This window comes from Petralouisia sp. (assembly GCF_056822245.1).
The window spans coordinates 24,667-51,576 of the sequence record NZ_JBQIOP010000030.1; the positions used below are offsets into that span (position 1 = coordinate 24,667).

Sequence of the window (26,910 nt, forward strand, 5' to 3'; positions counted from 1 at the left end):
GTCAAAGGGAATCCGGCATGTTTATCCGTGCAAAATATCCCGCTCTACTGGAATAACTTAAACTCATACCCCTGAGATCTGGCCTGATCAATAAAGTCTCCCAGAATCTGGGTGTTCGTCTCTGATTCTGCATGAAGCAGATAGAGAGCGCCCGGGTGCAGGCAGTCAATGGTTTTCTGAAGGCTTTCTGCCGGGTCCGGCTGATTTTCCACATCGTAATCCAGATATGCGAAGCTCCAGAACACGCTCTTGTAATTTAAATTGTTCAAAAGAGCCACAGACTGCTCGCTGAATTTGCCGGAAGGATAACGGAAGAGATGCATCTCATAGCCGAACTGCTCCTTCATGTAATTGTGGAGGCCGATGACTTCATTGGTCTGTTCTTCAATGGTCTGGGAGGACAGACCGGCAGCCGGATGGGTTACGCTGTGGTTGCCCACCTCATGTCCTTCTTCGATCATGCGCTTTACCAGGTCTGGATTCTGTTCTGCAAAAGACTTGGTCACAAAAAAGACAGCAGGCACTTTTTTCTCTTTCAGCGTATCTAAAATCCGCGGAGAACAGCCGTACTCGTAACCTTCGTCAATGGTCAGATAAATGACTTTTTTCTCCGGTTCATCCTTGATAAAATAAGCGTTGTACTTTCCGTATTTTTCCTGATACTGCAGACATCCTGCCGGCCGGTTCCACTGATCCTTGTCTCCGCCCTGGCCCCAGTCCAATCCGGTGGTATCCAGTCCGTTTAAATCAACCGGCTGGTTCTCAAGCGCGATTCCAAGCTCGGTGGGCCGTGTGTCAAACCCGTCAGGGTTGTCCAGATCTGCCAGTGTAAAAGTTTTTTCCGCCTCTTCTTCTGCGGCTTTTTTGGCAGCTTCTTTTTTGGCTTTCTCTTCTTCTGCGGCTTTTTTCTTTTCTTCCTCAGCCAGTTTTTGCTGCTGCAACTCCTGTTCCTTCTGTGCTTTTCGTTCGGCAGATTTTTTGGCGGCTGAAGAGATTCCGAATCCGGCGGCCAGCACAAGGACAAGCGCAGCGGCGCCCACGAGAATGCGGGCTCTGTAGACCTGCCGCTTCCGTCTGATTCTTCTCCTTCGTCTCCGTTCTCGTTCATCCATCATTTTGTTTCAACCCTTCATTCTGTTATAGATTTCTGTCTTTCTTTTCAAAGACACCATAACCATTGTATATAATAAAGTGAAAAAAAACAATGGATTATTTCTTAAATTTTACAGAATATCTTCATCTACCATCCGGTAGCCTACGCCCACCTCGGTAAAAATATAGATGGGCTGCGCCGGATTGTTCTCCAGTTTGCGCCGGATATTTGCCATGTTTACCCGCAGAATCTTGTTGTCGGATTCTGCGTAAGGCCCCCAGACATTATTCATGACTGCGGAATAGGTCATGACTTTTCCGCTGTTCTGGGCCAGGAAGGCCACGATTTTATATTCAATGGGAGTCAGGTGGATCGCCTGTCCGTTTACAGTAATATTGCGTTTGAAAAAATCAATTTCCAGGCCTTTGGCCCGGAATGGGTGCTGGGGAAGTCCGTTGCTGCTTATTTTATTGCTATGACGCAGCGAAGTGCGGATTCTGGCCAACAGCTCAGAGGTTCCAAAGGGTTTGGTCAGATAGTCGTCTGCTCCGGCGTCTAATGCCTGCACCTTGTCATCCTCCAGGCTGCGGGCGGAAATGACAATGATCGGATTTCCGGACCAGGAACGGATTTTTTGAATCACTTCGATACCATCCAGATCCGGCAGCCCCAAATCCAGCAGGATAATGTCAGGGCAGAGAGAAGAAGCCAGAGAAAGGGCTTCTTTTCCGGTAGAAGCGCAGCTGACCCGGTAATCGTGGGATGTCAGAACTTTGGAAATAAAATCACAAATGTTTTTTTCATCTTCTACAACAAGTACGGTAAATTTATGCATATGCTTCCTCCTTTGGCAGTGTAAATACAAATTCGGCCCCTTCTTTATGGTTCTGCGCAGTGATACTGCCGTGGTGGGCAGTAATGATTGTTTTGCAGATAGACAGGCCGATGCCCGTGCCTTTATGTACGTCGGAAGGAGAATTCTCAGACCAGGTGCCGTCAAAAATATCTTCCAGATGGCTCTCCTGCAGTCCGATTCCGTAGTCAATAATACGGAAGTAAATGTACTCCGGCTGATTTTCAATTACAAGACGTACGGGCAGGGCGCTTTTGGAATGCGTAATGGCATTTTCCAAAAGATTAATTAAAACCTGTTCGATGAGCATGGCGTCCATGGGGACGATCAGCAGTTCATCGGGAACAGATACATTAATTTCCGCATCCGGGAACCGTTTTTTCAGACGGTCCACCGATTCAGACACCACTTCTTCCACCGCTTCCGGACTGGTCTTTAAACTGGAAGCTCCGGTTTGGATTCTGGTGACAGACAGAAGATTTTCCACCATGTTCAGCAGCCATTCTGCATCATCATGGATATTGTGAAGAAGTTTCTGGCATTCCTGAGAACAAAAACTAAATTCCTCGGCTTCTATCGAAGAGACAGAGCCCAGGATACTGGTTAAAGGAGTGCGCAGATCGTGAGAGACTGCGCGAAGCAGGTTGGCGCGCATTTTTTCCTTTTCTGCTTCCATCAATTGTTTTTCATGAAATGCAAGAATTTCTGTCTGTTGCTTCAGATTGGATGTAGTAGCGCTGGTGATGGAAGAGAGGGTCAGCATGCAGATGAACGTAAAAGGATAGTTATTTATAGAAAAATCCAATCTGAAATATGGATAAGTAAAGAAACAATTGATTAAAATAATACTGAGCAAAGAAGCAAGAATGCCGTAAAAGTAACCAGTCGTATACCGCGCAACTGTAATGATGCCAATCACATAAAACAGGGCAATATTTGCCGGACTTTGCGAAATGAAGTAAAATAGAATAAATGTCAGGCCGGTGGTTACAAAAAGCAGCCCAATTGTGACGGCTAAATCGTGGAACAGTTGTCTTTTTATAATTTTTTTCATCTGTACACCTCGATTCAAGATTCAAATTGTAACTGTGGTTTTGTTACTAATGTACCATGAAGAACATGAGGATTCAAGAAGGAAAGAAAATTTTAACATTTTTTTAGCAAAAAAGTGTAACAGTAATTATGGAAAGTATGATAGAATAAAATTTATAGTTAAAATTTCAGCATTTAAAAATTAACAGGAGGGATTTACTATGGCAGTGTTGGAGATTACAACAGATAATTTTGAGAAGGAAGTATTGCAGAGCGAAGTTCCGGTGCTGGTGGACTTCTGGGCCGTATGGTGCGGACCCTGCCAGATGCAGGGCCCGGTGATTGAAGAGGCCGCAGAGGCATATCCGGAAATTAAAGTGGGGAAACTGAATGTGGATGAGCAGGGAGCAGTGGCGCAGAAGTACGGCGTAATGAGCATTCCTACACTGATTGTATTCAAAGGCGGGGAAATTTATAAAAAGGCAGTGGGATTTCATTCACTGGAAGAAATCAGGCAGCTTTTGCCTTGACGAATCCAAAAATAAATTTTATAATAAAGAACAGTTACTTCTGTAACTGTTCTTTTTTCTTTTCAGCAAAATCATCCATGGGCGGGTCTTTTTAGCTGTGCCGGTTATGGAGCAGAAAGCTGTCGCAAAAATTACCAGAAAACAGTTGACAATTTCCCAAAAGTATATTAGTATAAATACGAACATAAGTTCGCAGAAGGAGAATTGATATGGCGAAAGAGGATAAGAGAGAAGATAAATTAAAAGCATTGGATGCCGCAATTGCGAAGATTGAGAAGGATTACGGGAAGGGTTCTGTTATGAAGCTGGGAGAATCCGTGGCGAATATGAATGTGGAGGCGGTTCCCACCGGATGTCTCAGCCTGGATTTGGCCCTGGGGGTAGGCGGCGTGCCCAAGGGAAGAATTGTTGAAGTGTACGGGCCTGAGTCCAGCGGTAAGACCACGGTTGCGCTGCATATGGTGGCAGAAGTGCAGAAGAACGGAGGAATTGCCGGGTTTATTGATGCAGAACATGCCCTGGACCCGGTATATGCCAAGAAGATTGGCGTGGATATTGATAATCTCTATATTTCGCAGCCGGACAATGGAGAGCAGGCATTGGAGATTACAGAGACTATGGTGCGTTCCGGAGCAGTGGACATTGTGATTGTAGACTCTGTTGCGGCTCTGGTGCCCAAGGCGGAGATTGACGGCGATATGGGGGATTCCCATGTGGGGCTGCAGGCCAGACTGATGTCCCAGGCGCTCCGCAAGCTGACGGCTGTTATCAGCAAGTCCAACTGTATTGTTATTTTCATCAATCAGCTCAGAGAGAAAGTGGGCGTAATGTTCGGAAGTCCGGAGACCACCACCGGCGGGCGGGCGCTGAAGTTTTATTCCTCCATCCGTCTGGATGTAAGGAAGATAGAATCTCTGAAGCAGGCGGGAGAATTTATCGGGAACCGCACCAGAATTAAGGTGGTGAAGAACAAGGTGGCTCCGCCCTTTAAAGAGGCGGAATTCGATATTATGTTCGGCCAGGGAATTTCCAGAGAAGGAGATATTCTGGATCTGGCTGTGAACCATTCCATTATCCAGAAGTCCGGCGCCTGGTTTGCTTATAACAGCACAAAGATCGGCCAGGGACGGGAGAATGCGAAACAGTATTTGCGGGAGCATGAGGACATCTGCCTGGAAGTGGAGAAGAAAGTCCGGGATCAGGTGTTGTCCCAGGGAACGGAAGAAGAGGAGGCTGAGAAAGCAGAGAAGCCTGCAGCCAAGCCGGAGAAACCGGCAGCCAAGGAGCAAAAGCCGGGCAAGGAAGAGAAGCCGGAGGAGAAGGCCGGGAAACCGGAGGAACAGGCCGGAAAGCCGGAAGAGAAGCCTATGCCGGAGCCGTAAGGGAAGAACGGCAGCATAAGGGAATCAGGAGAGAATCAGAATGCAGGTGATGCAGATAAGCGGGCTTGATAAGAAACGCATGCGTATTTTTTTGGAGGACGGAAGAAGCTTTGTCCTGTACCGGGGAGAAGTGAGACGATATTCTCTGGAGGAAGGGGCGGAGCTTTCCGCCGGACAGTATGAGGAAATCTGCAGTGAGATTTTGAAGAAGAGAGCCAGAAGAAGGACGATGCATCTGTTGGAAAAGATGGATCGGACAGAGGCCCAGATCAGGGAGAAGCTGCGCCAGGGCTTTTATCCGGAAGAGATTATTGAAGATGCCGTGGCTTATGTCAAGGGGTATCATTATCTGGATGACAGCCGGTATGCAGAGAATTATGTCAGGAATCAGAGGGAGAAAAAAAGCCGCAGAAAGATACAGATGGAACTGATGGCGAAAGGAATTGACAGAGAACTGGCAGAGCAGACGCTGGAGGAAGAATGTCAGAGAGAAAATGAACAGGAATTGATTTTAAAATGGGTGGAAAAAAAGCATTACTCTGCCCAAACGGCGGATTTAAAGGAAAAACAGAGGATGTACCAGTTCCTGATGAGGAAAGGTTTTCAGTCAGATGATATTTTGCATGTATTAGACTACTTGACATAAAGCGGAAAAAAGTATAAAATCAATATGTTGTAATTCATGTTCATAGATTGCGGACCAACACTGTAATTTATTGTATATGACATATTAGAGATGAAAGTTTGCTATATGTACAATGAAAACTTAATAAGGAGGTGCTCCTGTGTCGCAAATTTTAATCGCTGTAGTAGTCACGTTAATTCTTGCAGTACCCGTTACCTACTTCTGCACTCTGGAATACCGCAGACGCGTGTTTGAATCCAAGATTGGAAGTGCAGAGGAGAAGGCAAGGGAAATCATAGATGAAGCTGTCAAGACTGCGGAGACCAAGAAGCGCGAATCTTTGCTGGAGATCAAGGAAGAGTCCATCCGGACCAAGAATGATCTTGATAAAGAAATCAAAGAACGCAGAAATGAGATTCAGCGCAATGAACGGCGGATTATTCAGAAGGAAGAAAATCTGGATAGAAAGCTGGAAGCAATTGAAAAGAAGGAATCCGGGTTTGCAGCGAAGGAAGAAGAAATTAACAGACAAAAAGCGGAAGTTTCCAGACTACACGAAGAGCGCGTACAGGAACTGGAGAGAATCTCTGGATTAACCTCTGAACAGGCAAAAGATTATCTTTTAAAAATGGTTGAAGATGATGTAAAGCTTGATACTGCAAAATTAATCAAAGAAATGGAAATCAAAGCAAAGGAAGAAGCTGGGAAGAAGGCAAGAGAGTATGTGGTGACTGCCATTCAAAAATGCGCGGCAGATCATGTGGCCGAGACTACGATATCGGTAGTTCAGCTTCCCAATGACGAAATGAAAGGTCGGATTATCGGTCGGGAAGGAAGAAATATCCGGACATTGGAGACAATGACGGGAGTGGATTTGATTATCGACGACACGCCGGAAGCAGTGATTCTTTCCGGTTTCGATCCGGTTCGGCGGGAGGTTGCCCGTATTGCTTTGGAGAAACTGATTGTGGATGGACGAATCCATCCTGCAAGAATTGAAGAGATGGTTGAGAAAGCCCAGAAGGAAGTGGAGACCATGATTCGGGAAGAAGGCGAGGCAGCTACGCTGGAAGTCGGAGTGCATGGAATTCATCCGGAACTTGTGCGTTTGCTTGGTAAGATGAAGTTCCGTACAAGCTATGGGCAGAATGCTCTGAAACATTCGATTGAAGTAGCCCAGCTTTCCGGGTTACTGGCAGCAGAACTTGGCGTGGATGTGAGGGTGGCGAAACGGGCTGGCCTGCTTCACGATATCGGTAAATCTGTTGACCATGAAATGGAAGGCTCACATATTCAGATTGGTGTGGATTTGTGCAGAAAGTACAAAGAGAGTCCCACCATAGTTAATGCAGTGGAAGCACATCACGGAGACGTGGAAGCAGAATCTTTGATTGCGTGTCTGGTACAGGCCGCTGATGCAATTTCGGCAGCAAGACCGGGGGCAAGAAGAGAAACATTGGAAACATATTCAAACAGATTGAAACAGTTAGAAGATATTGCTAATGGTTTTAAGGGTGTTGATAAGTCTTTTGCTATTCAGGCAGGTAGAGAGATTCGAATTATGGTAGTTCCTGATCAGATTACTGATGCTGATATGGTATTGTTGGCGCGTGATATTTCAAAACAGATTGAGAATGAACTGGAATATCCGGGTCAGATTAAAGTGAATGTAATTCGTGAGTCTCGTGTGACAGATTACGCTAAGTAGAGGTTGCACAATTTGGGGAAGTGGACAATCTTTCAATGGAAGATGATCCCATATGCCAGAATTATCAGGCCGTCAACAGTTTGTTGGCGGTCTTTGAATTGCAGAAAAGTCATGGAAACGGCTTGGGAGGATACAAGTATGAAACAGCCATTAATTAAAAGAACCAAAAGAGTGTTGGAGCATGAAGGAGCGATTTTGGATATCTATTCGGATTATATGGAACTTCCGGACGGTAAAATAGAAAAATGGGATTATGTGGAGCACAGAAAGGGAGCTGCGGCAGTGGTGCCTGTAATGGCAGACGGAAGGATTCTGATGGTTCGTCAGTACCGCAATGCCCTGGATCGGTTTACCCTGGAAATCCCTGCCGGGGCAAGAGATTCCAAGACAGAACCCACCATTGAGTGCGCAGCCCGGGAACTGGAGGAAGAGACAGGGTATCGGTGCGAGAATCTGGAATTTCTGATTTCGCTGCGTACCACGGTTGCTTTCTGCAATGAACTGGTGGACGTATATGCAGCCCGGGAGCTGATTCCCTCCCATCAGCATTTGGATGAAGGGGAATTTATTAATTTGGAGCCTTATACGTTGGAAGAATTGTGTACGCTGATTTACCAGGGCGTGATACAGGACGCTAAGACGGTAGCGGCGATTATGGCATATAAGAACAAATACAGTTAATTTTTTTCCATGGACTTGCATAAGATTTAAGAAAAAAGAATGAGAAGTCTATGAAAAAAATGTTGCGTTTTTCCTGGAAGCAGAAAAGCGATGGGGCCAGAACCCAACCTCTCTGGGTGAAGATCATGAAGGCGTTTCTTCTGATTTCATTTGTTGCAGGTATTTTTGCGGCAAATCTGATGGGAAGGGAAGCGGTTTCCAATGCAGGGGTACTGAATGACTATTTTATAGAAAAATTTCAGTATGCCAGGGTGGACGGGCAAAATCTGTTTTTCTATATTGTGGGAGAGCGGATGCCTTTGCTGCTTTTGCTGTTTGCTCTGGTTTTTACGTCTTTTGGAATTTTCGGCGGGATTCTTGTCCTGGGGTGGCAGGGATTTTCCGTGGGATTTATGCTTTCCACAGGAATTGCCAAATATGGGATAAAAGGTATTGTGTTGGTTTTGGGCGGCCTGTTTCCGCAGTATCTCTTTTATCTTGCTGTTTATGTATCTTATTGTTATGTGGCAGTTTTTCTTCGGCGGCGTTCCGCCGGGGAAGGGAGAGAAATCATGGATCGTAAGCTGGTATACGGAATGGGGGGAATATCTTTTGCTGTTCTGCTATTGGTGTTTGCTGCCGGGATTTTTCTGGAAAGCTATGTGAATCCGATGATTTTAAAAAATATATTAAAAATTTTCTAAAATGAGGTAGTAAATTATGACGTGTGAGATTCAAAAGTTCGTTCAATATATGGAAGAGGTTCGGAAAACTTCTTACAATACAGTGGTTTCTTATGAACGGGACTTGAAGAAGATGAATCAGTATTTCATGGAACAGGGAATTGAAGAGGTAAATCAGATCACGGGGATTATGCTGAATTCCTATATTTTATTTCAGGAGAAGCAGGGCAGGAAACCGTCCACCATTTCCAGGAGTATTGCGGCCCTGAAAGCATTTTTTCATTATCTGCAGAAGGAAGGACTGGCAGACACAGATGCGGCAGAGGAGTTAAAGGCGCCGAAGGTGGAGAAAAAAGCGCCGATGATTCTGACGAAAGAAGAGACCAGCCGGTTACTGGAAGAAGCAAAAGGCAAAACGCCCAAGGAACTGAGAGACAGCGCCATGTTAGAGCTTCTGTATGCCACAGGAATCCGGGTATCGGAATTGATTTCCCTGAAAGTATCGGATGTAAATCTCCAGATGGAATACATTGTCTGCCGGGAGGGAATGAAAGAGCGGATTGTTCCCTTTGGAACGGTGGCAAAGGAGGCCTTGGAGCTGTATCTGGAAGAGGGGCGTCCCGTTATGACAGATAAAGACAACTCCTGCCTGTTTACCAATTGCTCCGGCCAGGCCATGAGCCGTCAGGGCTTCTGGAAACTGGTGAAAGCCTACGGCAGAAAAGCCGGGATTACCAGAGAGCTGACGCCCCATACCCTGCGGCATTCCTTTGCCGTTCATCTGGTAAGCAACGGCGCAGATCTCCATTCTGTGAAGGAGATGCTGGGGCATTCAGATATTTCAACCACTCAGATGTATGCGCAAATGACTAAAAGCCGCGTGCGGGAGGTTTATGCCAGAACCCATCCGAGGAGTTAGAACATCTCTTATTGGTTCATTTCAGCAATCTGATAAATCAATTCTTCCGATTCCTGCCATCCAAGGCAGGGGTCGGTAATGGATTTTCCATAAACATGTTCTCCGACTTTCTGGCATCCTGCTTCCAGATAGCTTTCAATCATAACTCCCTTTACCAGTTTTTTCAGTTCCGGTGAGATTTTGCGGTTATGCATAATTTCTTTTACAATACGTATCTGTTGTTCGTATTGCTTGTTGGAGTTGGAGTGGTTGGCGTCAATAATGGCGGCCGGATTTACCAAATCCATTTTATCGTACATCTGGATCAGCAGCTCCAAATCCTCATAGTGATAGTTGGGGATACAGACGCCCCGTTTATTTACAGCGCCCCGCAGCACTACATGGGTCAGCGGATTTCCGGTGGTGCTGACTTCATATCCCCGGAATACAAAATGATGGGGATGCTGACCGGCATATACGGAATTCAGCATAACGGAATAGTCTCCGCTGGTGGGATTTTTCATGCCGGCAGGCACGTCAAAACCGCTGACAGTCAGACGGTGATGCTGATCCTCCACAGAACGGGCGCCGATGGCAACATAAGACAGCAAATCTTCCACATAGGGCCAGTTTTCCGGATAGAGCATTTCGTCTGCAGAGGAAAGGCCGCTTTCTTCCAATGCGCGGATATGCATTTTGCGCATGGCAATCAGCCCGGCAAGCATATCCGGCCGTTTTTCCGGGTCTGGCTGATGGGCGATGCCTTTGTATCCTTCTCCCGTGGTACGGGGTTTATTGGTGTAAATGCGGGGAACAATCACCAGGCGGTCAGCCACCTGTTCCTGGACTTTACTGAGCCGGCTGATATAATCGCAGACGGCGTCCTCATTGTCGGCAGAGCAGGGGCCTATAATCACAAGGAATTTGTCGGACTGGCCGGTAATGATATCTTTGACAAGCCTGTCCCGTTCTGCTTTCGTCTGAATCGCAGAGGGTGATAAGGCATATTCCTGTTTGATTTCTTCCGGGGTTGGAAGCTGTTTTAAAAATGTAAAACTCATAGTCATCATCTCCTTATACAATAATCCCACGAAATATCTTAATAGATAATCGAAAATCTGTCAATGTCTGTATCCAAATATCAGACCTTCCCGGCAGAACTGGACTTTTACATTTTGTTATTGCAATACAAAGGGGGAATTGCTATAATGAGTCTGTTGTTTTCAGAGGTGAGGAAAAGGAATACGAATGGAGGAAGTCATGAATCATTTAGATGAGTTGCGCGTCAGGCTGTCAGTATGCGATGAGCAGATTCTGGAATGTCTTTTGAAAAGAAATGCCATTGTAGAAGATATTATGAAATATAAAGAATCCCATAATATGCAGATTATTCAGCCGGAGCAGGAAAAACGGCAGAATCAGAAACTGGAACAGGAACTGGAAGGGAAAAGACATGCCAAAGAAATTTTGGATATTTTTCACCGCATTACTTATAACAGTAAGAAAATCCAGGCCAGACATTTGTTCCATTACAATATTGTCCTGATTGGGTTTATGGGAAGCGGCAAATCCACCATATCCGATTATCTGAGCACCATGTTTGCCATGGACGCTGTGGAGATGGATCAGATTATTTCCCAGCGGGAGGGCATGAGCATTTCAGATATTTTCGCAGTATATGGGGAAGAGTATTTCCGCAACCTGGAAACAAACCTTCTGGTGGAAATGCAGTCCAGGAATAATGTGGTAATTTCGTGCGGCGGCGGAACGCCGATGCGGGAAAAAAATGTGGCTGAGATGAAGAAAAACGGAAGAGTGGTGCTCTTAACGGCAAGCCCGGAAACGATTTATCACCGGGTCAAAGACAGCCACGACAGACCGCTGCTGGAAAATAACAAAAACGTTTCTTTTATTACCGAACTGATGGAAAAAAGAAGGGTAAAATATGAGACCGCTGCGGATGTGATTATAGAGACAGACGGTAAGAATGAACTGGAAATCTGTGAGGAGCTGGTGCAGCGTCTGATGGAACTGGATGAAAAGCGGTAAGGCGCTGCAAAACTGCTTTAAGACAACAGAAACAGAAGCTCTCTGCAGTTTTTGCCAAGAGGCAATTGCAGAGAACTTCTGCGGCGTCAGTTCCAAATTTGAAATTTTAAATAAAATTCCGTTTGTCCAGAACGTTTAAAATATTACGGCCTTCTTCTGTGCCTTCAATAATTCTTCTTGCCCGAACGCTGTCTCCCACATTCATAATTTCTGTTGTTCCAGTGTCAAAGCTATCCTGCAGTTGTTTTAAAATAGGATTGTTTGCACGCATTCCAAGGCATACAAAGCCATAGTCAAAGGGAAGCTCTTCTTCGCTTCCGTCAGGATTTTTCACCAGGAAAGAACTTTCCTTCACTTCCAGAAGAGCAGTGTTGGTAAGCTGTTTTACGCCGTGTTTCTCCATCAGGTTGAAAGTGCCTGTTTTGGATACCGGATCGATACCGTTTCCAATGATGGGCATCATTTCCACAATGCTCACATCAGCGCCTCGGGGCGCAAAGTATTCCACCACATCCAGGCCCACGGCGCCTCCGCCGATGACAACGACTTTTTTGCCGGACATATCTTTCGGATAGTCACCGGAGACTACGTGGTTTATCATATTTAATATAGAAGAAACTTTTCCGTTTTCTTTGTCAATTACATCATGCAGCCCCTTAATGGGAGGCAGAAGAGGACTGGAACCGGTAGCGTTGACGATAATGTCAGGATGCAGGCTCTCAATCTGCTCAATGGTGGCTTCTGTATTTTTGAAGATAAACAGGTTCTTCATTTTTTCTGCCCGGTGAATCAGATAATTGGGAAAATCTGCCAGGCGGTTTTTATCCGGAATTTTGGAAATTTCCGCAGCCAGGCCGCCCAGATAAGATTTTTTCTCAATAACGAAAGTAGTGCAGCCCACTTCTGCGGCGGTGCATGCAGCCTCCAGTCCGGCGGTACCTGCTCCGATAACCACCACGTTGCATTGCCGTTTCACACGTTTTTTCTTGTAATCTTCTCCGGTGTTTACGCCGGGATTAATGGTGCAGCGGATGGGGCGGTTAATGCCGATTCGGTGTCCGGCGCATCCGATGTTGCAGGAAATACATTTGCGGATGTCCTGCACATCTCCGAATTCCGTTTTGTTGACCCATTCCGGATCAGCAATCAGTCCCCGGCCGATGCCGATTAAATCAGCGTCTCCCCTGGCCAGGATATCATCTGCGATTCTGGGATTACGGATATTTCCCATAGTGATGCAGGGTTTGTTGTAACGCTCTTTTACAGCTTTTGCCAGATAAGAACGCCAACCGTCTGCCAGGTAATTGGCGTCAATCTGATACTGGATGGAGCCGTTTAATCCTGCGGATACGTCAAATACATCCACTTCTTTTTCAAAATACTGCAAGTATTCCAGAGTGTCGTCTAAAGTGTTTCCGCCTTCCATAAATTCATCGGCGCTTAACCGGACGAAAATAGGGAAGAATGGCCCTACCTGCCTGCGGACCTCCTCGATAACCAGTCTGGCAAAACGGGCGCGGTTCTCCGGCGAGCCGCCGAATTCATCCGTCCGCTTGTTGGTCAGCGGTGAGAGGAACTGACTCAGCAGATAAGAATGGCCCGCATGAATTTCCACAGCGTCAAATCCTGCTGTCTGGGCGCGTTTGGCTGCTTTTCCGTACTTCTCCACAATTTCCAGAATTTCTTCTTTGTTCAGAGGGCGCGGAATTTCGCCGCCTTCTTTGGAAGGGATATCGGAAGCGGAGACCGGCTGTATTCCGGTACGGTGGGCCTGTGCGGAAGCGCCTGCGTGGTTGATCTGAATGGCAATGCAGGCGCCGTGTTTATGTACGGTTTCGCATAGCTTGTACAATCTGGGAATATAACTGTCATGGTCAATGCGCAGCTGGGTAGTCCCATTGGAACCCTGCGGGGAAAATACACTGGCATTTTCCACAATAATCAGCCCTGTGCCGCCTTTGGCACGCTGTTCATAATAATTGATGTGCAGAAAACTCATTTCGCCGTTCTGCTCACCGTAATTTGTTCCCATGGGCATCATGACAATCCTGTTTTTCATGGTCATGCGCTTGACGGTAAAGGGTTCAAAAATATGTTTGTATTCATTTTTCATGTATGATTACCCCCAGGTTCTGAAGTTTCATTTTGCCGATCCTGCTGGAGAATCTTGTGCAGGAGTGACAATCAAATAGGTTTGAGAGGTTGTCAATATAGCATATATCCAGGTACGGGCAGCCCTGGTATATTTGTTGCATTCAGTATAATGGATAAAGAATCAGAAAACAAATTGATATTTTTGTTAAAATCTATAGAAAATGTGCATGGATTTTGGTATGATATGATTCAGAATACCTTTGGCGGCGCAGGCTGCCCTGTGGAAGTAAGTTTTCGGAAAGGATATGTGCAGAAAATGAATCTAAATCAGCTTTATTATTTTGTAACATTGGCAGAAACAGAGCATTATTCCAGGGCGGCGGAAATACTGTCCATCACTCAGCCAAGCTTAAGCCACGCCATTGCCAGGTTAGAAGAGGAACTGGGAGCGGAGCTTTTTGAAAAAAGAGGGCGCAACGTGGTTCTGACCAAATATGGAAAAGTATTTTTGGAGCATGCCCGGGAATCTCTGCAGTCTTTAGAAGTTGGCATTAAAAAGACGAAAGCGCTGACTGGAAAAAATTCCGGCGTCATTGATCTGGCCTATATCTATACGCTGGGACTGGAATTTGTGCCCCGGCTGGTACGGCAGTTTATGGAGGAGCATCCGCAGCTGAATGTGCAGTTTCGGTTTACAGTGGGAAATACCATAGAAATTATCCGGGGGCTGAAGGAAGAGAAATATGACGTGGCCTTCTGTTCCAGAAAAGAAGAAGAGAAGCAGATGATATTTGAGCCGGTAGCGGAGGAAAAACTGGTGGTAGTTGTGGCGAAAAATCACCCCCTGGCTCAAAAGGACAGGATTTCCCTGAAAGAGACGGCAGATTTTCCTCAGATATTTTTCACCAGATCCAGCGGCCTTCGCCCTACCATTGTGAAAATGTTCGATATGGCGGGAATTGCACCGAAGATTGCCTATGAGATTGAGGAGGACAGCGCCATGGCGGGCCTTGTGGCCGGAAATTTCGGAATTGCAGTGATGCCGGAGGTTCCGGTGCTGAAATATCTGGATGTGAAAACCTTGAATATTACGGAGCCTGTCATCGAACGCTACATCTATATGGCCCAGTTAAAAGGCCAGTATCAGCCGCCGGTTTTAAAAAAATTTTTGGATTATGTGCAAAATCAACAGTTGAAAAAATGAAAAAGGTAGTATATAATGATTGCCAAGAGGTTGTCAGAGATTTAACAAACGGGCAGGAGACACAATAGGAAAGACAATAAGAGAACGATAAAATTAAGAATGAAAGAAGGAAATAACATGGCAGAGAGAATTACAGGACATACAGAACTTATCGGATTAATGGCTTATCCAATCAGACATTCAAGTTCACCGGCAATGCACAATGAGGCATTTGCATATCTTGGTCTGGACTATGCATATCTTGCTTTTGAAGTAGACAACGATACTCTGGAGGACGCAGTGAAAGGTCTCAGGGCGCTGAAGATGGTGGGATCGAATGTATCCATGCCCAACAAGACAGTAGTACATAAATATCTGGACAAATTATCACCGGCAGCAGAATTGTGCGGCGCAGTGAATACCATTGTCAATGAGAACGGCGTACTGACCGGACACATTACAGACGGTATCGGCTATATGAAATCTCTGAAAGACAACAATATCGACGTGATCGGCAAGAAAATGACTATCGTAGGCTCCGGCGGCGCAGCTACAGCCATTGAGGTGCAGGCGGCTCTGGACGGAGTGGCAGAGATGTCTATTTTCAATATCAAAGACAAATTCTGGAGCAATGCAGAGGAAACTGTGCGTAAAATCAGCGAAAAAACCAACTGCAAGGTAGCTTTATACGATCTGGCAGATCTGGATAAATTAAAAGAAGAAATCGCAGATTCTTATCTTTTTGCAAATGCAACGGGTATGGGAATGAAACCTTTGGAGGGACAGACATATATTCCTGACAAATCTTTCTTCCGTCCGGAGCTGATTGTAACAGACGTTGTATATTCTCCCAGAGAGACAGCAATGCTTAAGATGGCAAAAGAAGTGGGCTGCAAGACTATGAACGGCATGGGAATGATGCTGTTCCAGGGTGCGGCTGCTTTTGAGATGTGGACCGGAAAAGAAATGCCCATTGAGCATATGAAGAAAATTCTTGACATTAAATACGACTAAAATAAAAATATATTTGCAGATTGACAATTGAATAACATCATAGGAATGATAGTGGACGGTGCATGGCGCACTGGATGCGCTTTTGCACCAGTGGAGGAAAACATGAAAAAGAAATATTTATTTAGTGCACTGATTCTGTATTTGAATTTTTTTATCCATGGGATCGGCTGTTCTATTTTAAGCCAGCAGGTGGTAAAGGAAATGCTGATTGCGCAATGGGGAATTGATGATGTAATGCAGGTAACTGCAATTGCGGCGGCCCTGGGGTTGGGGAGACTGATTTCACTTCCATTTGCAGGACCTCTGTCGGATAAGCTGGGACGCAGGGTATCTGTTTTGATTGGCGTGGCTTCCTATGTAATCTTCTTTGTGGGAATTGCTTTTTCACCCAATATACAGATCGCTTACGTGGCAGCAGTCTTAGGCGGCATTGCAAATTCTTTCCTGGATACGGCGACTTATCCTGCAGTGGCGGAGATTATATACGCATACACAGGAATTGCAACCATGGGAATTAAATTCTTTATTTCTATTGCCCAATTGATGATGCCGTTCTTCTTAGGCGTGTTTGCAGGAACGAAAATGTCATACCTGACGCTGCCTTTGGTGGCAGGCATTGTAATTGCAGTTCTGGGCGTACTGGCAATTTTTGCGCCTTTGCCCCAGGAATCTGCAAGCGGCAAATCAGAATCATTCATTGATAACCTGAAAAATGCGCATTTTTCACTGGAAAGCGTTGCCCTTATTTTGATCGGATTTACAAGCACGGCAACATTCCAGCTTTGGCTCAATTGCGCCCAGACATTCGGAAAAGAAGTTGCGGGCATCCCCTCAGAGACAGTTTCCATCATGCAGACCTATTATTCAGCCGGAACGATGGTTGCGCTTGTGGTGACGAGTGTCTTGATTACCAAATTCAAACAGGTGAGATTTCTTGTCATTTACCCGGCGATTTCAGCCGTGATGCTGGTGTTGGTATATCTTATAAAAACTCCGATGATTTGTTATGTGGGAGCCTTTGTGCTTGGATATGCGGCGGCAGGCGGCGTTCTTCAGATGGCCACTGCTACAGTCAATGATCTGTTCCCCAAGATCAAGGGAACCATCACAAGTCTGGTGATGATTGCCTCCAGTTTGTGCAACTATACGATCTTAAGCGCAGCTTCTAAGATGACAGCTATGAATGTAATTATTATGAACTTAATTATTACAGTTGTAGGAGTTATTCTTGCAGTATTTGTAAATATAAGGTATGGAACCTTAGTGGAGAATTCCCGGAAATCGAATCAGGGATAATATCAGAACTGTTATTGAAAATCCAAAGAAGCAGGAGGTAGTAAAATGAATCCGGTAGTAGTAAGGAATATTAAAATAGGGGAAGGAATTCCCAAAATCTGTATGCCGATTGTAGGAGTGACTAAGGAGGAGATTATCAAAGAGGCCAAAACCTTTGACGCAATTCCCGTGGACGTTGTGGAGTGGCGCGTAGACTGGTTTGAGCATGTATTTGAGACAGATAAAGTGAAAGAAGTTCTGGCAGAGCTGCGTGAGGCATTAAAGGAAATTCCGATTCTGTTTACGTTCCGCACTTCCAAAGAAGGCGGAGAGCGGGCTATCGAGCCGGAAGCTTACAAGAAGCTGAATATTGCGGCGGCAGAAAGCGGCTGTGTGGATTTGGTGGATGTGGAAGCGTTTACCGGGGATGAAGTGGTAAAAGAAATAATTGAAGCAGTGCATCAGCATGGGGTGAAAGTGGTTGCCTCCAACCATGATTTTGACAAAACCCCGGCAAAAGACGATATTGTGGGAAGGCTCTGCAAGATGCAGGAGCTTGGCGCAGATATTCCGAAAATTGCCGTAATGCCCAAAAGCAAGGAGGATGTCCTGACGTTGCTTGCGGCAACAGAGGAGATGAACCGGAAACATGCAGACCGTCCGATTATTACCATGTCTATGGCAGGCACAGGGGTAATCAGCCGTCTGTGCGGCGAAGTGTTCGGCTCTGCGCTGACCTTTGGAGCGGCGAAAAAAGCTTCCGCGCCGGGGCAGATGGGAGTGGAGGATCTGGCGCAGGTACTTTCCCTGCTGCATAAGAGTCTGTAATGAAATAGGTAAATAATGAAGGGCCTGACGATGTAAGTTCGCCGGGCCCTTTACGATGCATAAGGAGGAAGCCTATGAAGCGAGTATTCTCTTGGCTCAACGACAGCCTGGAAGAATTCCTTATGGCGGTAAGCCTGATTCTGATGATGCTCATTATGGGAATCCAGGTGTTTTCCCGGTATGCGCTGGGAGCATCTCTTTCCTGGTCCGAAGAGCTTACTAGATATATCTTTGTGTGGGCGGGGTTTCTAAGCGTCAGCTATTGCACAAAGAAATGTGTTTCTATTAAAATTGAGCAGTTTGTAGCCATGTTTCCCAGGCGGGGCAAGGCGGTGTTCAAACTGGTAAACCATACCTTTGAACTGATTTTCTTTTTCTATCTGATGCCTTTTGCCGTACAGTATCTGATATCCGCAGTGGAAAGCGGCCAGGTCAGCCCGGCCTGCCGGATTCCCATGTACTATATCCAGGCGGCGCCTTTGTTCAGCTTTCTTCTGACGGCGCTGCGGATTATCCAGCGGTGGTATATTGAGCTGCAGGTGCTGCGGACCGGGCAGGAGGAGCCGGGAAAAAGAACTGCAGAAGAGAAAAACAAGAGGGAGGTGGGCTGAACATGTCAGCAGTGGTTGTATTTATAATTTTTGTGATATGCCTGGTCATTGCAATTCCGGTGTCCATTTCCCTTGGAATTGTGTCAGTGCTTCCGGGAGCCTTTGATCCTTCCTTTACGGCCTCCGGGCAGTTTGTAATACGTTCCATGTTAGGCGGCATTGACAGTTTTCCGCTGCTTGCAGTGCCTATGTTTGTGCTTTCAGGTATTGTGATGGCCAAAGGCGGAATTTCCAAAAAGCTGTTTGACGTATTTGCCTTTTTTCTGGGCAGCCGCACGGCGGGAGTTCCCTGCGCCGTGATTGTCACCTGTCTGTTCTACGGAGCGATTTCCGGTTCCGCGCCTGCTACAGTGGCGGCGGTTGGAAGCATGACCATTCCCATTTTAGTAAAACTGGGATATGACAAATCTTTTTCCACCGCGGTGGTGGCGGTGTCCGGCGGTTTGGGAGTGATTATTCCGCCCAGTATCCCTTTTATTATGTACGGCATGGCTTCCGGAGCTTCCGTCAGCGATTTGTTTCTGTCCGGAATTATCCCGGGGCTTCTGATCAGCGCGCTTTTGATGCTGTATGCGTTTTATTATTGCAGAAAGCATGGGGAGGATCGGGAAAAAATAAGCGCCGTGGTGGGAGAACTCCATAAAAAGGGTTTGTTTGCCGTGCTGAGAGACAGTTTTTTTGCACTGCTCAGCCCGGTGATTATCCTGGGATGCATCTATTCGGGAATTGCTTCCCCCACGGAAGCGGCGGTAATCTCTGTGTTTTATGCGCTGTTTGTCAGTCTGTTTGTCTATAAATCCATTGGATTTGGAGATATCTGGGGGATTATGAAAGAATCTGTCCGCACTTATGCACCCATTATGTTTATTCTGGCTGCTTCTGTGGCATTTTCCAGGGTTCTGACTCTGATCCAGGTGCCCCAGGCAGTCAGCGGATGGCTGCTTGCCCATGTGACCAACCGGATCGCATTGCTTCTTGTGATTAATCTCTTTCTATTAATAGTAGGGATGGTAATGGACACCACGCCGGCGATTCTGATTCTGGCGCCGATTCTGCTGCCCATTGTGGAAGCCGTGGGCATGCACCCGGTACATTTTGGAGTGATGATGGTGGTGAATCTGGCCATTGGATTTGTGACGCCGCCCATAGGCGTGAATCTGTTTGTGGCAAGCTCTCTGTCGGATATTCCGGTGATGGAGATTGCAGGAAAAGCCATGCCCATGATTCTGTATTTTCTGGCTGCGCTGCTTCTTTTAACTTTTGTGCCGGCAATCAGCCTGGCATTTCTTTAGGAGGTGCGGAGATGGAGAAAAACAAGATAAGGCACAGTGTATGGCGAACAGTGTTCTGTCTGGCGGTTTTACTGTTTCTTCCGGTTTCCGGCTGCGGCAGGCCGGAGGCAGGAGAAGGGGAGCAAAGATACGCCTGGCCTCTTGGGACGGCAAGCCCGGAGGATACTGTCACCCAGATTTATGCGGAGAAATTTGTCGGGGAGGTAGACAGGCTCAGCGGCGGGAAAATGAAGATTCAGGTATATCCCAACAGCACCTTGGGCGGCGACCGGGAGCTGCTGGAATCCTGCCGGGCTGGAGATATCCCCTTTGTGATTCAAAATACTGCGCCCCAGGTGCCCTTTATGCAGGATTTGGCGGTGTTTGACATGCCCTGCCTGTTCGATACCATTGAAGAAGTCCGGGAGAAAGTGGATGATGGTGAATTTTACGGACTGGTGCAGCAGGTGTACCGGGAGCATGGATACCGGCTGCTGGGATATGCAGACCAGGGCTTCCGGGTGATGTCCACCAATCGGAGCATTGGGGCTTTCGGCGATTTCAAAGGACAGAAAATCAGAACCATGGAGAATTCCTATCACATGGATTTCTGGAAAGCGCTGGCGGCAGCCCCGACGCCCATGACCTTCAGCGAAGTGTATATCGGGCTTCAGCAGGGAACCATTGACGCCCAGGAAAATCCCTATGAGGTCATTGTATCCAACCGGCTCTATGAACAGCAGGATTATGTGGTGGAAACCAATCACCTGCCCCATCTGATTTCCCTGATTGTCAGCGACAGTTTTTTTGAGGAGCTAATGCCCAAAGAGCAGGAAATTTTAAGAAAAGCGGCGGCCTTCGCAGGGGAAGAGGCCAGAAAAGCCTCAGATGAACGCATTGCGGATAAAAAAAGAGAGATAGCGGACAGCGGAACAGAGATTGTTGTTCTGGAACAAGAGCTGCGGGAGGAAATGAAGGAAGCCTCGGAGCAGGTTTATGAGAAAATTAAAGAAGTTGTGGACGGGGAAATTGTAAAGGCATATACGGAGCAGTAATTTTCTTGCATACACATGAAAATGTATATTAATTGCACCTGAAATATATATTTCAGGTGCAATTTGCACAAAATTTGAAAAACATCAAAATTCTTTTGATTTTTTGAAAAAAGTATGGTACAATAGTTGCGTTGTAAAAAATAACTGGAAAAAGCACCCATAGTTTAACGGATAAAATACCAGATTCCGGTTCTGGGGCTGGGGGTTCGATTCCCTCTGGGTGCATTTATAATTACTGATGTACAGTAATTGATGAAACATAGTAACTGCTGTATTCCGGCAGATAATCTTTTGACGGACAGGCCGGGTGTGGCTGATAACGATAGATTGCGTTTGTAGGTAAGGAGCAAATATGAGATTTACAGATAGAAAGAATGACAACGTTGAATTAGTATCCGAAAATGGAATGATTATAAATAAAATTACAGAATTTTTAAAGAAAAATGTGAAATATGTATCCAGAACCGCAATGATTTTTGCTTTGGCGTCTGTTCTTATGCTGACAGGATGCAATGAGAAGAATGACGGCAAAGAACCGGATCAGGCTCAGGACGGGCAGGAAGTTTCCGCAGACAATGCACAGCAGCCGACAGCTGAGAAAGATGAGTATGAAGTAGACGCGCAGCCGGAGGTTAAGGAACTGATATCTACTTATTATAATTCTTATGCTGCAGGAGATATTGACAAACTGGTTTCTATTACCCAGTTTCTTTCTGATATGGAAAAAAGCTACATTCAGATGATGAATGAGCATGTGGAAAGCTACAGCGATGTGACATGCTACACCAAGGAAGGACTGGAAGAAGGCTCTTATCTGGTGTCTGTGGCATTTAATATGCATTTCAGCGGTGTGGAAGGCGGACTTCCGGGATTGGATTTCTACTATCTGAGAACCAGTGAGGACGGAAAACTGTATATTGACAACCGTTACAGCGCATTCAACCGTTTGCTTCAGGAACAGGAGACAGAAGCGGAAATAGACAGTCTGATTGCAGAATTTGAAGCCGGAGAAGATGTGCAGAAGCTTCGTGCAGAATTTGATGAGAAATATAAACAGGCCGAGGCGGCAGACGAGAACCTGAAGAGTAAGGCGGACGCTGTTTCAGACGCAATCCGTCAGTGGAGAGAGTCTTATAGCCCGGACGCCCCCAAGGAAGAGGGACAGCCAGAGGAAAATGCAGAGGCACAGCCGGAGGAAAATACAGAGAACACCGATGCGAAGCCGGAAGAATCTTCAGAAGAGAATACAGAGCAGCCCTCTGAGGAAACTGCTGAGAATACAGATGCAGAGACGCCTGAGGAGGACAGTACACCGGAGATTAATTATGTACCGGAAGGAAAAGTACTTACTGCAAGCAGCAGCTATAATGTCCGCAAGTCCATGAATGAGTCGGCAGAACTGGTGGGAACTACGGCAGAAGGCGACAGCATCAAAGTAATTTTAAGTTATGCAGAAGGCTGGACAAAGGTAGAGTGGAATGGTCAGACCGGATATATCCGGACAGATTTACTGTTAAATAATTAAAATGACAGGACAAAGAGGTCTAAAGAAGGAGAATTGCCTGGATGGGCAGTTCTCTTTTTAGCAAAAGGAACTATTATAAAACTGGTATAAAAAATGCAAAATGTTTCAACCTAATAGGAAACACGATTAGGAGGAAACCATGCGTAATTATCAGGAAATTAATGTCTTAAAAGAAACCAGAAGAAATGCGGCCATGGCAGTAAAGGCCATCGACGCCCTGATGGGAAAAGTGTATAATCAGGAATTTGCCTACGAACTGACAGCCGAGAGGAACCGGTTTAAGAATTTTGAACGGAAGGCGGAGGCCGGACTGTGGGAACACGGGATAGTGCCCAAAGAGTCGGGCCTTGGCAAAGCAATGCTGTGGGGCGCCATACAGGCCAATACCATGCTGAATATCAGCACGCCCCATGTGGCGGATATGATGATACAGGGAAATACCAGGGGAATTACGGAACTTTTGAAGGTAAAACACAATAATAAAAATACCGGAAGCTTTGCCAATGAACTGGCAGAGGAATTGATGGATTTTGAAGAAGAAAATATCGCAAGATTAAAAAGATTTTTGTAAAGGTGTGGTTTGCAGTGTCAGAATCAGTCAGAATCAACAAGTATCTCAGCGAGGCGGGAGTCTGCTCCCGAAGAGAAGCTGATCGTCAGATTGAACGGGGAGCCATCACGATTAATGGCAAAACAGCAGTGATGGGAGATAAAGTCAGCCCGGGAGATGTTGTAATGTATGGGAAGAAGAAAGTCTCCATAGAGGAGGAAGCGGTGCTCCTGGCGGTAAATAAGCCTGCCGGAATTGTATGCACTTCCGAGAAGCGGGAGAAAGACAATATTGTGGACTATGTGAATTATCCCAAACGGATTTATCCCATCGGCAGACTGGATAAGAATTCCCACGGGCTGATTCTGATGACAAATCAGGGAGAGATTGCCAATCAGATTATGCGCAGCAGGAATTTACATGAAAAAGAATATATTGTGAAGGTAAACCGGGATGTGACGGAGGAATTTCTGTCGAATTTGTCAAAAGGCGTGTATCTGAAGGAGCTGGAAACGGAAACCAGGCCCTGTCAGGTGGAAAAAGTAGGAAAACGTACCTTCCGCATTATTTTGACCCAGGGGCTGAACCGTCAGATCCGCAGGATGTGCGAGGCTTTTCAATATCGGGTGGTGGATTTAAAACGGGTAAGGATTCTGAATATCCGCCTGGGGGATTTGAAAGAGGGTACATACCGGAAAATTACCGGTCAGGAATGGAAAGAATTACAGCAGCAGTTGAAAGGATAGAAAACATGGAGCGAAATCAGGCAGAGACAAGGATATCAGAACTCCGCAGTCAGCTGGAATATCACAGTGACCGCTATTATAATCTGGACAGCCCTAAAATCAGTGATTTTGAATACGATACGTTAATGCGGGAACTGAGATCTTTAGAACAGGAATTCCCGGATATGGTAACGGCAGATTCTCCAACCCAGAAAGTGGGAGGAACGGCAAAGCGGGAGGCAGGCGTTTTAGTCCGGCACAATGTTCCCATGCTCAGCCTGCAGGATGTATTTTCCAAAGAGGAAGTGGAGGACTTTGTGGAGGAGATGCAGGAGCAGTTAGAGAACCCGGAATTTGTGGTGGAGTATAAAATCGACGGGCTTTCCATGGCTCTCCGGTATGAGGAGGGAGCCTTAAAAACAGCAGTGACCCGCGGAGACGGGGTGAATTTCGGGGAAGATGTGACTGTTAATGCAAAAGTGATTTCTGATGTGAAGAAGAAATTAAAAGTTCCCGTGGAATATCTGGAAATCCGCGGGGAAGTTTATATGACCAATAAAGACTTTGAGCATGTGAATGTGATGCAGGAATTGAAGGGCAAAAAGCCATTTGCCAATCCAAGAAACTGCGCCGCAGGAACGCTTCGCCAGCTAGACAGCAAGATTACAAAGGAACGGGGCCTGTCCATGTTTGTATTCAATATTCAGCAGATCCGGGGAATGGAGCTTGCCACCCATACCCAGGGATATGAATATTTGAAGAAAAACGGCATTCCCGTCATTGACGGTTATCAGGTCTGCCGGAGTAAAGAAGAAGTCTGGGAAGCTATCTGCGCCATTGGAGAAAACCGGGGCAGCCTTGGATACGATATTGACGGCGCTGTGGTCAAGATTAATTCCCTGGCAGATCGGGAAAAATTGGGAGCCACCTCCAAGGTTCCCCGCTGGGCGGTGGCCTACAAATATCCGCCGGAGGAAAAAGAAACCACTCTTTTAGATATTGAGCTGTCCGTGGGACGTACCGGAAGAATTACGCCTACCGCAATCTTTGAACCGGTGCGGCTCTGCGGCACCAGCGTATCCCGGGCGACGCTTCACAATCAGGATTTTATTGATGAACTGGATATCCGCATCGGAGATCGGATTCTGGTGTATAAATCAGGAGAAATTATACCGAAAATCCGTAAAGTGTTAAAGGAAAAACGAACGGAACACACCGAGCCTTACCGTCTGCCGGAGATTTGTCCTGTCTGCGGGGCAAAGACACGCAAGGAAAAGGATACGGCAGATCTCAAGTGCACTTCCCCCAACTGCCCGGCTCAGTTAGAGCGGCGCATTATCAATTTTGTGGGCAGGGACGCGATGGACATTAAGGGATTCGGAACTGTTTATGTGGAAGAGCTGGTGCGCCGTGGGTATTTGAAGGATATTGCGGATATTTATGCATTGAAGGATTACCGGGAGGAACTGATTGAGCAGGGTATCATCGGGAAAGAAAAAAATACCGACAAGCTGTTAGACGCCATTGAGAAATCAAAGGAAAATGACGCGGCCCGGCTTCTCACCGGATTTGGCATTCCCAATGTGGGGAAAGCGGCGGCTAAATCCATCTTAAGGGAATTTAAAAGCATCGAAAACCTGCGGAACGCAGATGCAGAGTCCCTGGTAAATGTCAATGATATCGGTACCGTCAGCGCCAACTGCATTCTGGACTTTTTTGCGGAGGAAGAGAACAGCAGAATGGTGGAGCGCATGGAAGCATACGGCGTAAATATGGAATCAAAGGAGCAGCCTTTGGGCAGCAGATTTCAGGGAATGACTTTTGTAGTGACCGGAACGCTGCCTACTCTGGAACGGAAAGAAGCGGCAGCTCTGATTGAACAGCAGGGCGGCAAAGTGTCCGGTTCTGTCTCTAAGAAAACCAGTATGGTGCTGGCGGGAGAGAATGCCGGCAGCAAGCTGACAAAGGCCCGGGAACTGGGAATTCAGGTTATTTCAGAAAAAGAGCTGCTTGATATGCTGATATAAAGATTGCTTATGTTGGATACAGCCGGCAGAAAGCAGTCAAAGGCGTGCTTTTGCAGATTTGAATTACCATAAATTATAGAAGAAAGAAGGAAGAGTCATGCCCATTAAAGTGCAGAGTGAATTGCCGGCTAAGGAAACCTTAGAGCGGGAAAATGTATTTACCATGGATGAAAACAGGGCGGTGCATCAGGATATCCGTCCCATTGAAGTTGGAATCCTGAATTTGATGCCCTTAAAGGAAGAGACAGAGCTGCAGATCCTCAGGGAACTTTCCAATACGCCCCTGCAGGTGGATGTTACTTTTGTGATGGCAGGCAGTCATGAATCCCGCAATACCTCAAGCAGCCATTTAAATAAATTTTATCATACCTTTCAGGAGATCAGAGACCGTAAATTTGACGGATTTATCATTACCGGCGCGCCGGTGGAAAAGATAGAATACGAGACAGTGGATTACTGGAAAGAGTTTGGGGAAATCTGTGAGTGGACGAAAACCAACGTGACCTCCACCATGCATTTGTGCTGGGGCGCCCAGGCAGGTTTGTATTACCATTACGGAATTCCCAAAGAAATGCTGGATCATAAAATGTTCGGTTTGTTCCGGCATAAAGTGAGGAACCGGAAGATTCCTCTGGTCCGGGGGTTTGACGATTATTTTCTGGCGCCCCATTCCAGGCATACCCAGGTGAGAATCGAAGAGATTGAAAAAGTGCCGGAGCTTACCATACTGGCAGAGTCCGAAGAGGCCGGCGCCTATCTGATTATGGATACCACCGGTAAAAAGATCTTTGTGATGGGCCACCCGGAGTATGACAGGATTACCCTCCACACAGAATACATACGGGATAAAGAGAAGGGACTGGATATAAAGGTGCCGAAGAATTACTACGAAAACGACGACTGTACCATCCGCCCCAATCTGCAGTGGCGGGCCCATGCCAATACCCTGTATACAAACTGGCTCAATTATTACGTATATCAGGCGACGCCCTATGAGTATACTTCGGTGCCGAAAAAATAGCGGGAAACCGCGATAAATCAAGGGATTGAAGAATTAGGGAAAATTATTAAAATACAAAATAAGTTGGTGTAAATTGATGTAAATTGGCACAGATTTTCATTTTACTGGAGACAAAATGGAGACAACCTAAAATTAGCTGGAGACAATCTAAATTAGGTGAAGATAATTATTACATGGTAAAACAATTGAAAAAATAATACATTAAAAGGCAAAATGAT

Annotated in this window: 25 protein-coding genes and 1 tRNA gene; 21 read left to right on the top strand and 5 right to left on the bottom strand. The window is 46.2% G+C overall.

Annotated elements, in window-relative coordinates; translation table 11 throughout:
• Window positions 1-44 precede the first annotated feature (44 nt).
• The 3 genes from ACTO17_RS12635 to ACTO17_RS12645 all read right to left on the bottom strand — a co-directional run bounded on the left by ACTO17_RS12635 (window position 45) and on the right by ACTO17_RS12645 (window position 3,000).
• On the bottom strand, window positions 45-1,115 hold the full coding sequence (locus tag ACTO17_RS12635) for a delta-lactam-biosynthetic de-N-acetylase (protein ID WP_172537874.1): 1,071 nt from the start codon (window positions 1,113-1,115) through the stop codon (window positions 45-47).
• A gap of 108 nt (window positions 1,116-1,223) precedes the next feature.
• The gene (locus ACTO17_RS12640; protein ID WP_172537873.1) at window positions 1,224-1,928 is read right to left on the bottom strand and encodes a response regulator; all 705 of its coding nucleotides are present in this window, start codon (window positions 1,926-1,928) and stop codon (window positions 1,224-1,226) included.
• The gene (locus ACTO17_RS12645) at window positions 1,921-3,000 is read right to left on the bottom strand and encodes a sensor histidine kinase (protein ID WP_482558171.1); all 1,080 of its coding nucleotides are present in this window, start codon (window positions 2,998-3,000) and stop codon (window positions 1,921-1,923) included. The genes ACTO17_RS12640 and ACTO17_RS12645 overlap by 8 nt, the downstream gene beginning before the upstream one ends.
• 199 nt (window positions 3,001-3,199) lie before the next feature.
• Between ACTO17_RS12645 and trxA the strand changes: the two genes are divergently transcribed.
• From trxA to xerD, 7 genes are all read left to right on the top strand, one after another.
• Window positions 3,200-3,508 (top strand): thioredoxin, encoded by a 309-nt coding sequence (trxA, locus tag ACTO17_RS12650; RefSeq protein ID WP_172537871.1) that lies wholly within the window; start codon window positions 3,200-3,202, stop codon window positions 3,506-3,508.
• 209 nt (window positions 3,509-3,717) lie between these two features.
• Window positions 3,718-4,890 carry a recombinase RecA gene (recA, locus tag ACTO17_RS12655; RefSeq protein WP_482558172.1) on the top strand — a complete coding sequence of 391 codons (1,173 nt, stop codon included), beginning with the start codon at window positions 3,718-3,720 and terminating at the stop codon, window positions 4,888-4,890.
• Between the two features lie 40 nt (window positions 4,891-4,930).
• Window positions 4,931-5,536, top strand: a complete 606-nt coding sequence (locus ACTO17_RS12660) for a regulatory protein RecX (RefSeq protein ID WP_482558173.1) — start codon at window positions 4,931-4,933, stop codon at window positions 5,534-5,536.
• 139 nt (window positions 5,537-5,675) lie between these two features.
• Window positions 5,676-7,223, top strand: coding sequence for a ribonuclease Y (gene rny / locus ACTO17_RS12665; RefSeq protein ID WP_172537868.1), 1,548 nt, complete (start codon window positions 5,676-5,678; stop codon window positions 7,221-7,223).
• Between the two features lie 138 nt (window positions 7,224-7,361).
• Window positions 7,362-7,904 carry an NUDIX hydrolase gene (locus tag ACTO17_RS12670; protein ID WP_482558174.1) on the top strand — a complete coding sequence of 181 codons (543 nt, stop codon included), beginning with the start codon at window positions 7,362-7,364 and terminating at the stop codon, window positions 7,902-7,904.
• A gap of 50 nt (window positions 7,905-7,954) precedes the next feature.
• Complete coding sequence (locus ACTO17_RS12675; RefSeq protein WP_172537866.1) at window positions 7,955-8,587, top strand: stage II sporulation protein M; 633 nt, start codon at window positions 7,955-7,957, stop codon at window positions 8,585-8,587.
• A gap of 16 nt (window positions 8,588-8,603) precedes the next feature.
• Entirely contained in the window at window positions 8,604-9,485 is an 882-nt protein-coding gene (gene xerD, locus ACTO17_RS12680; RefSeq protein WP_172537865.1) for a site-specific tyrosine recombinase XerD, read from the top strand.
• A gap of 8 nt (window positions 9,486-9,493) precedes the next feature.
• Here the strand turns inward: xerD and ACTO17_RS12685 are convergent, their stop codons facing one another.
• Window positions 9,494-10,525 carry a 3-deoxy-7-phosphoheptulonate synthase gene (locus ACTO17_RS12685; RefSeq protein ID WP_172537864.1) on the bottom strand — a complete coding sequence of 344 codons (1,032 nt, stop codon included), beginning with the start codon at window positions 10,523-10,525 and terminating at the stop codon, window positions 9,494-9,496.
• 199 nt (window positions 10,526-10,724) lie between these two features.
• On the opposite strand from ACTO17_RS12685, the gene ACTO17_RS12690 reads away from it, so the two are divergent.
• On the top strand, window positions 10,725-11,513 hold the full coding sequence (locus tag ACTO17_RS12690) for a shikimate kinase (protein ID WP_172537863.1): 789 nt from the start codon (window positions 10,725-10,727) through the stop codon (window positions 11,511-11,513).
• 106 nt (window positions 11,514-11,619) lie between these two features.
• Here the strand turns inward: ACTO17_RS12690 and ACTO17_RS12695 are convergent, their stop codons facing one another.
• Window positions 11,620-13,626: an oxidoreductase gene (locus ACTO17_RS12695; protein ID WP_482558175.1), complete on the bottom strand. Its 2,007-nt coding sequence runs from the start codon at window positions 13,624-13,626 to the stop codon at window positions 11,620-11,622.
• Window positions 13,627-13,923: 297 nt separating this feature from the next.
• Between ACTO17_RS12695 and ACTO17_RS12700 the strand changes: the two genes are divergently transcribed.
• The 13 genes from ACTO17_RS12700 (at window position 13,924) to metA (ending at window position 26,692) form a co-directional block, all read left to right on the top strand.
• The gene (locus tag ACTO17_RS12700; protein ID WP_482558185.1) at window positions 13,924-14,811 is read left to right on the top strand and encodes a LysR family transcriptional regulator; all 888 of its coding nucleotides are present in this window, start codon (window positions 13,924-13,926) and stop codon (window positions 14,809-14,811) included.
• A 117-nt stretch (window positions 14,812-14,928) separates the two neighbouring features.
• Complete coding sequence (locus tag ACTO17_RS12705) at window positions 14,929-15,804, top strand: shikimate dehydrogenase (RefSeq protein WP_482558176.1); 876 nt, start codon at window positions 14,929-14,931, stop codon at window positions 15,802-15,804.
• A gap of 102 nt (window positions 15,805-15,906) precedes the next feature.
• Window positions 15,907-17,100 (top strand): MFS transporter, encoded by a 1,194-nt coding sequence (locus ACTO17_RS12710; protein ID WP_482558177.1) that lies wholly within the window; start codon window positions 15,907-15,909, stop codon window positions 17,098-17,100.
• A gap of 45 nt (window positions 17,101-17,145) precedes the next feature.
• On the top strand, window positions 17,146-17,907 hold the full coding sequence (gene aroD, locus ACTO17_RS12715; RefSeq protein ID WP_482558178.1) for a type I 3-dehydroquinate dehydratase: 762 nt from the start codon (window positions 17,146-17,148) through the stop codon (window positions 17,905-17,907).
• A gap of 74 nt (window positions 17,908-17,981) precedes the next feature.
• The gene (locus ACTO17_RS12720) at window positions 17,982-18,518 is read left to right on the top strand and encodes a TRAP transporter small permease (RefSeq protein WP_482558179.1); all 537 of its coding nucleotides are present in this window, start codon (window positions 17,982-17,984) and stop codon (window positions 18,516-18,518) included.
• A 2-nt stretch (window positions 18,519-18,520) separates the two neighbouring features.
• Window positions 18,521-19,810, top strand: a complete 1,290-nt coding sequence (locus tag ACTO17_RS12725) for a TRAP transporter large permease (RefSeq protein WP_482558180.1) — start codon at window positions 18,521-18,523, stop codon at window positions 19,808-19,810.
• An 11-nt stretch (window positions 19,811-19,821) separates the two neighbouring features.
• Window positions 19,822-20,844: a TRAP transporter substrate-binding protein gene (locus ACTO17_RS12730; RefSeq protein WP_482558181.1), complete on the top strand. Its 1,023-nt coding sequence runs from the start codon at window positions 19,822-19,824 to the stop codon at window positions 20,842-20,844.
• A 153-nt stretch (window positions 20,845-20,997) separates the two neighbouring features.
• Window positions 20,998-21,069, top strand: a tRNA-Arg gene (locus tag ACTO17_RS12735).
• Between the two features lie 127 nt (window positions 21,070-21,196).
• Window positions 21,197-22,369, top strand: coding sequence for an SH3 domain-containing protein (locus tag ACTO17_RS12740; protein ID WP_172537855.1), 1,173 nt, complete (start codon window positions 21,197-21,199; stop codon window positions 22,367-22,369).
• 139 nt (window positions 22,370-22,508) lie between these two features.
• Window positions 22,509-22,940 (top strand): hypothetical protein, encoded by a 432-nt coding sequence (locus tag ACTO17_RS12745; RefSeq protein WP_172537854.1) that lies wholly within the window; start codon window positions 22,509-22,511, stop codon window positions 22,938-22,940.
• Between the two features lie 14 nt (window positions 22,941-22,954).
• Window positions 22,955-23,665, top strand: coding sequence for a pseudouridine synthase (locus ACTO17_RS12750; protein WP_482558182.1), 711 nt, complete (start codon window positions 22,955-22,957; stop codon window positions 23,663-23,665).
• 5 nt (window positions 23,666-23,670) lie between these two features.
• Window positions 23,671-25,671 carry an NAD-dependent DNA ligase LigA gene (gene ligA / locus ACTO17_RS12755; protein ID WP_482558183.1) on the top strand — a complete coding sequence of 667 codons (2,001 nt, stop codon included), beginning with the start codon at window positions 23,671-23,673 and terminating at the stop codon, window positions 25,669-25,671.
• Between the two features lie 97 nt (window positions 25,672-25,768).
• Window positions 25,769-26,692, top strand: a complete 924-nt coding sequence (metA, locus tag ACTO17_RS12760; RefSeq protein ID WP_482558184.1) for a homoserine O-acetyltransferase MetA — start codon at window positions 25,769-25,771, stop codon at window positions 26,690-26,692.
• Window positions 26,693-26,910 lie beyond the last annotated feature (218 nt).

Bases quoted from the DNA above. Each gene is read 5' to 3' on its own strand.
- ACTO17_RS12635 (WP_172537874.1), bottom strand. From the start codon at position 1,115: ATGATGGATGAACGAGAACGGAGACGAAGGAGAAGAATCAGACGGAAG.
- ACTO17_RS12640 (WP_172537873.1), bottom strand. From the start codon at position 1,928: ATGCATAAATTTACCGTACTTGTTGTAGAAGATGAAAAAAACATTTGT.
- ACTO17_RS12645 (WP_482558171.1), bottom strand. From the start codon at position 3,000: ATGAAAAAAATTATAAAAAGACAACTGTTCCACGATTTAGCCGTCACA.
- trxA (WP_172537871.1), top strand. From the start codon at position 3,200: ATGGCAGTGTTGGAGATTACAACAGATAATTTTGAGAAGGAAGTATTG.
- recA (WP_482558172.1), top strand. From the start codon at position 3,718: ATGGCGAAAGAGGATAAGAGAGAAGATAAATTAAAAGCATTGGATGCC.
- ACTO17_RS12660 (WP_482558173.1), top strand. From the start codon at position 4,931: ATGCAGGTGATGCAGATAAGCGGGCTTGATAAGAAACGCATGCGTATT.
- ACTO17_RS12670 (WP_482558174.1), top strand. From the start codon at position 7,362: ATGAAACAGCCATTAATTAAAAGAACCAAAAGAGTGTTGGAGCATGAA.
- ACTO17_RS12675 (WP_172537866.1), top strand. From the start codon at position 7,955: ATGAAAAAAATGTTGCGTTTTTCCTGGAAGCAGAAAAGCGATGGGGCC.
- xerD (WP_172537865.1), top strand. From the start codon at position 8,604: ATGACGTGTGAGATTCAAAAGTTCGTTCAATATATGGAAGAGGTTCGG.
- ACTO17_RS12685 (WP_172537864.1), bottom strand. From the start codon at position 10,525: ATGAGTTTTACATTTTTAAAACAGCTTCCAACCCCGGAAGAAATCAAA.
- ACTO17_RS12690 (WP_172537863.1), top strand. From the start codon at position 10,725: ATGAATCATTTAGATGAGTTGCGCGTCAGGCTGTCAGTATGCGATGAG.
- ACTO17_RS12695 (WP_482558175.1), bottom strand. From the start codon at position 13,626: ATGAAAAATGAATACAAACATATTTTTGAACCCTTTACCGTCAAGCGC.
- ACTO17_RS12700 (WP_482558185.1), top strand. From the start codon at position 13,924: ATGAATCTAAATCAGCTTTATTATTTTGTAACATTGGCAGAAACAGAG.
- ACTO17_RS12705 (WP_482558176.1), top strand. From the start codon at position 14,929: ATGGCAGAGAGAATTACAGGACATACAGAACTTATCGGATTAATGGCT.
- ACTO17_RS12710 (WP_482558177.1), top strand. From the start codon at position 15,907: ATGAAAAAGAAATATTTATTTAGTGCACTGATTCTGTATTTGAATTTT.
- aroD (WP_482558178.1), top strand. From the start codon at position 17,146: ATGAATCCGGTAGTAGTAAGGAATATTAAAATAGGGGAAGGAATTCCC.
- ACTO17_RS12720 (WP_482558179.1), top strand. From the start codon at position 17,982: ATGAAGCGAGTATTCTCTTGGCTCAACGACAGCCTGGAAGAATTCCTT.
- ACTO17_RS12725 (WP_482558180.1), top strand. From the start codon at position 18,521: ATGTCAGCAGTGGTTGTATTTATAATTTTTGTGATATGCCTGGTCATT.
- ACTO17_RS12730 (WP_482558181.1), top strand. From the start codon at position 19,822: ATGGAGAAAAACAAGATAAGGCACAGTGTATGGCGAACAGTGTTCTGT.
- ACTO17_RS12740 (WP_172537855.1), top strand. From the start codon at position 21,197: ATGAGATTTACAGATAGAAAGAATGACAACGTTGAATTAGTATCCGAA.
- ACTO17_RS12745 (WP_172537854.1), top strand. From the start codon at position 22,509: ATGCGTAATTATCAGGAAATTAATGTCTTAAAAGAAACCAGAAGAAAT.
- ligA (WP_482558183.1), top strand. From the start codon at position 23,671: ATGGAGCGAAATCAGGCAGAGACAAGGATATCAGAACTCCGCAGTCAG.
- metA (WP_482558184.1), top strand. From the start codon at position 25,769: ATGCCCATTAAAGTGCAGAGTGAATTGCCGGCTAAGGAAACCTTAGAG.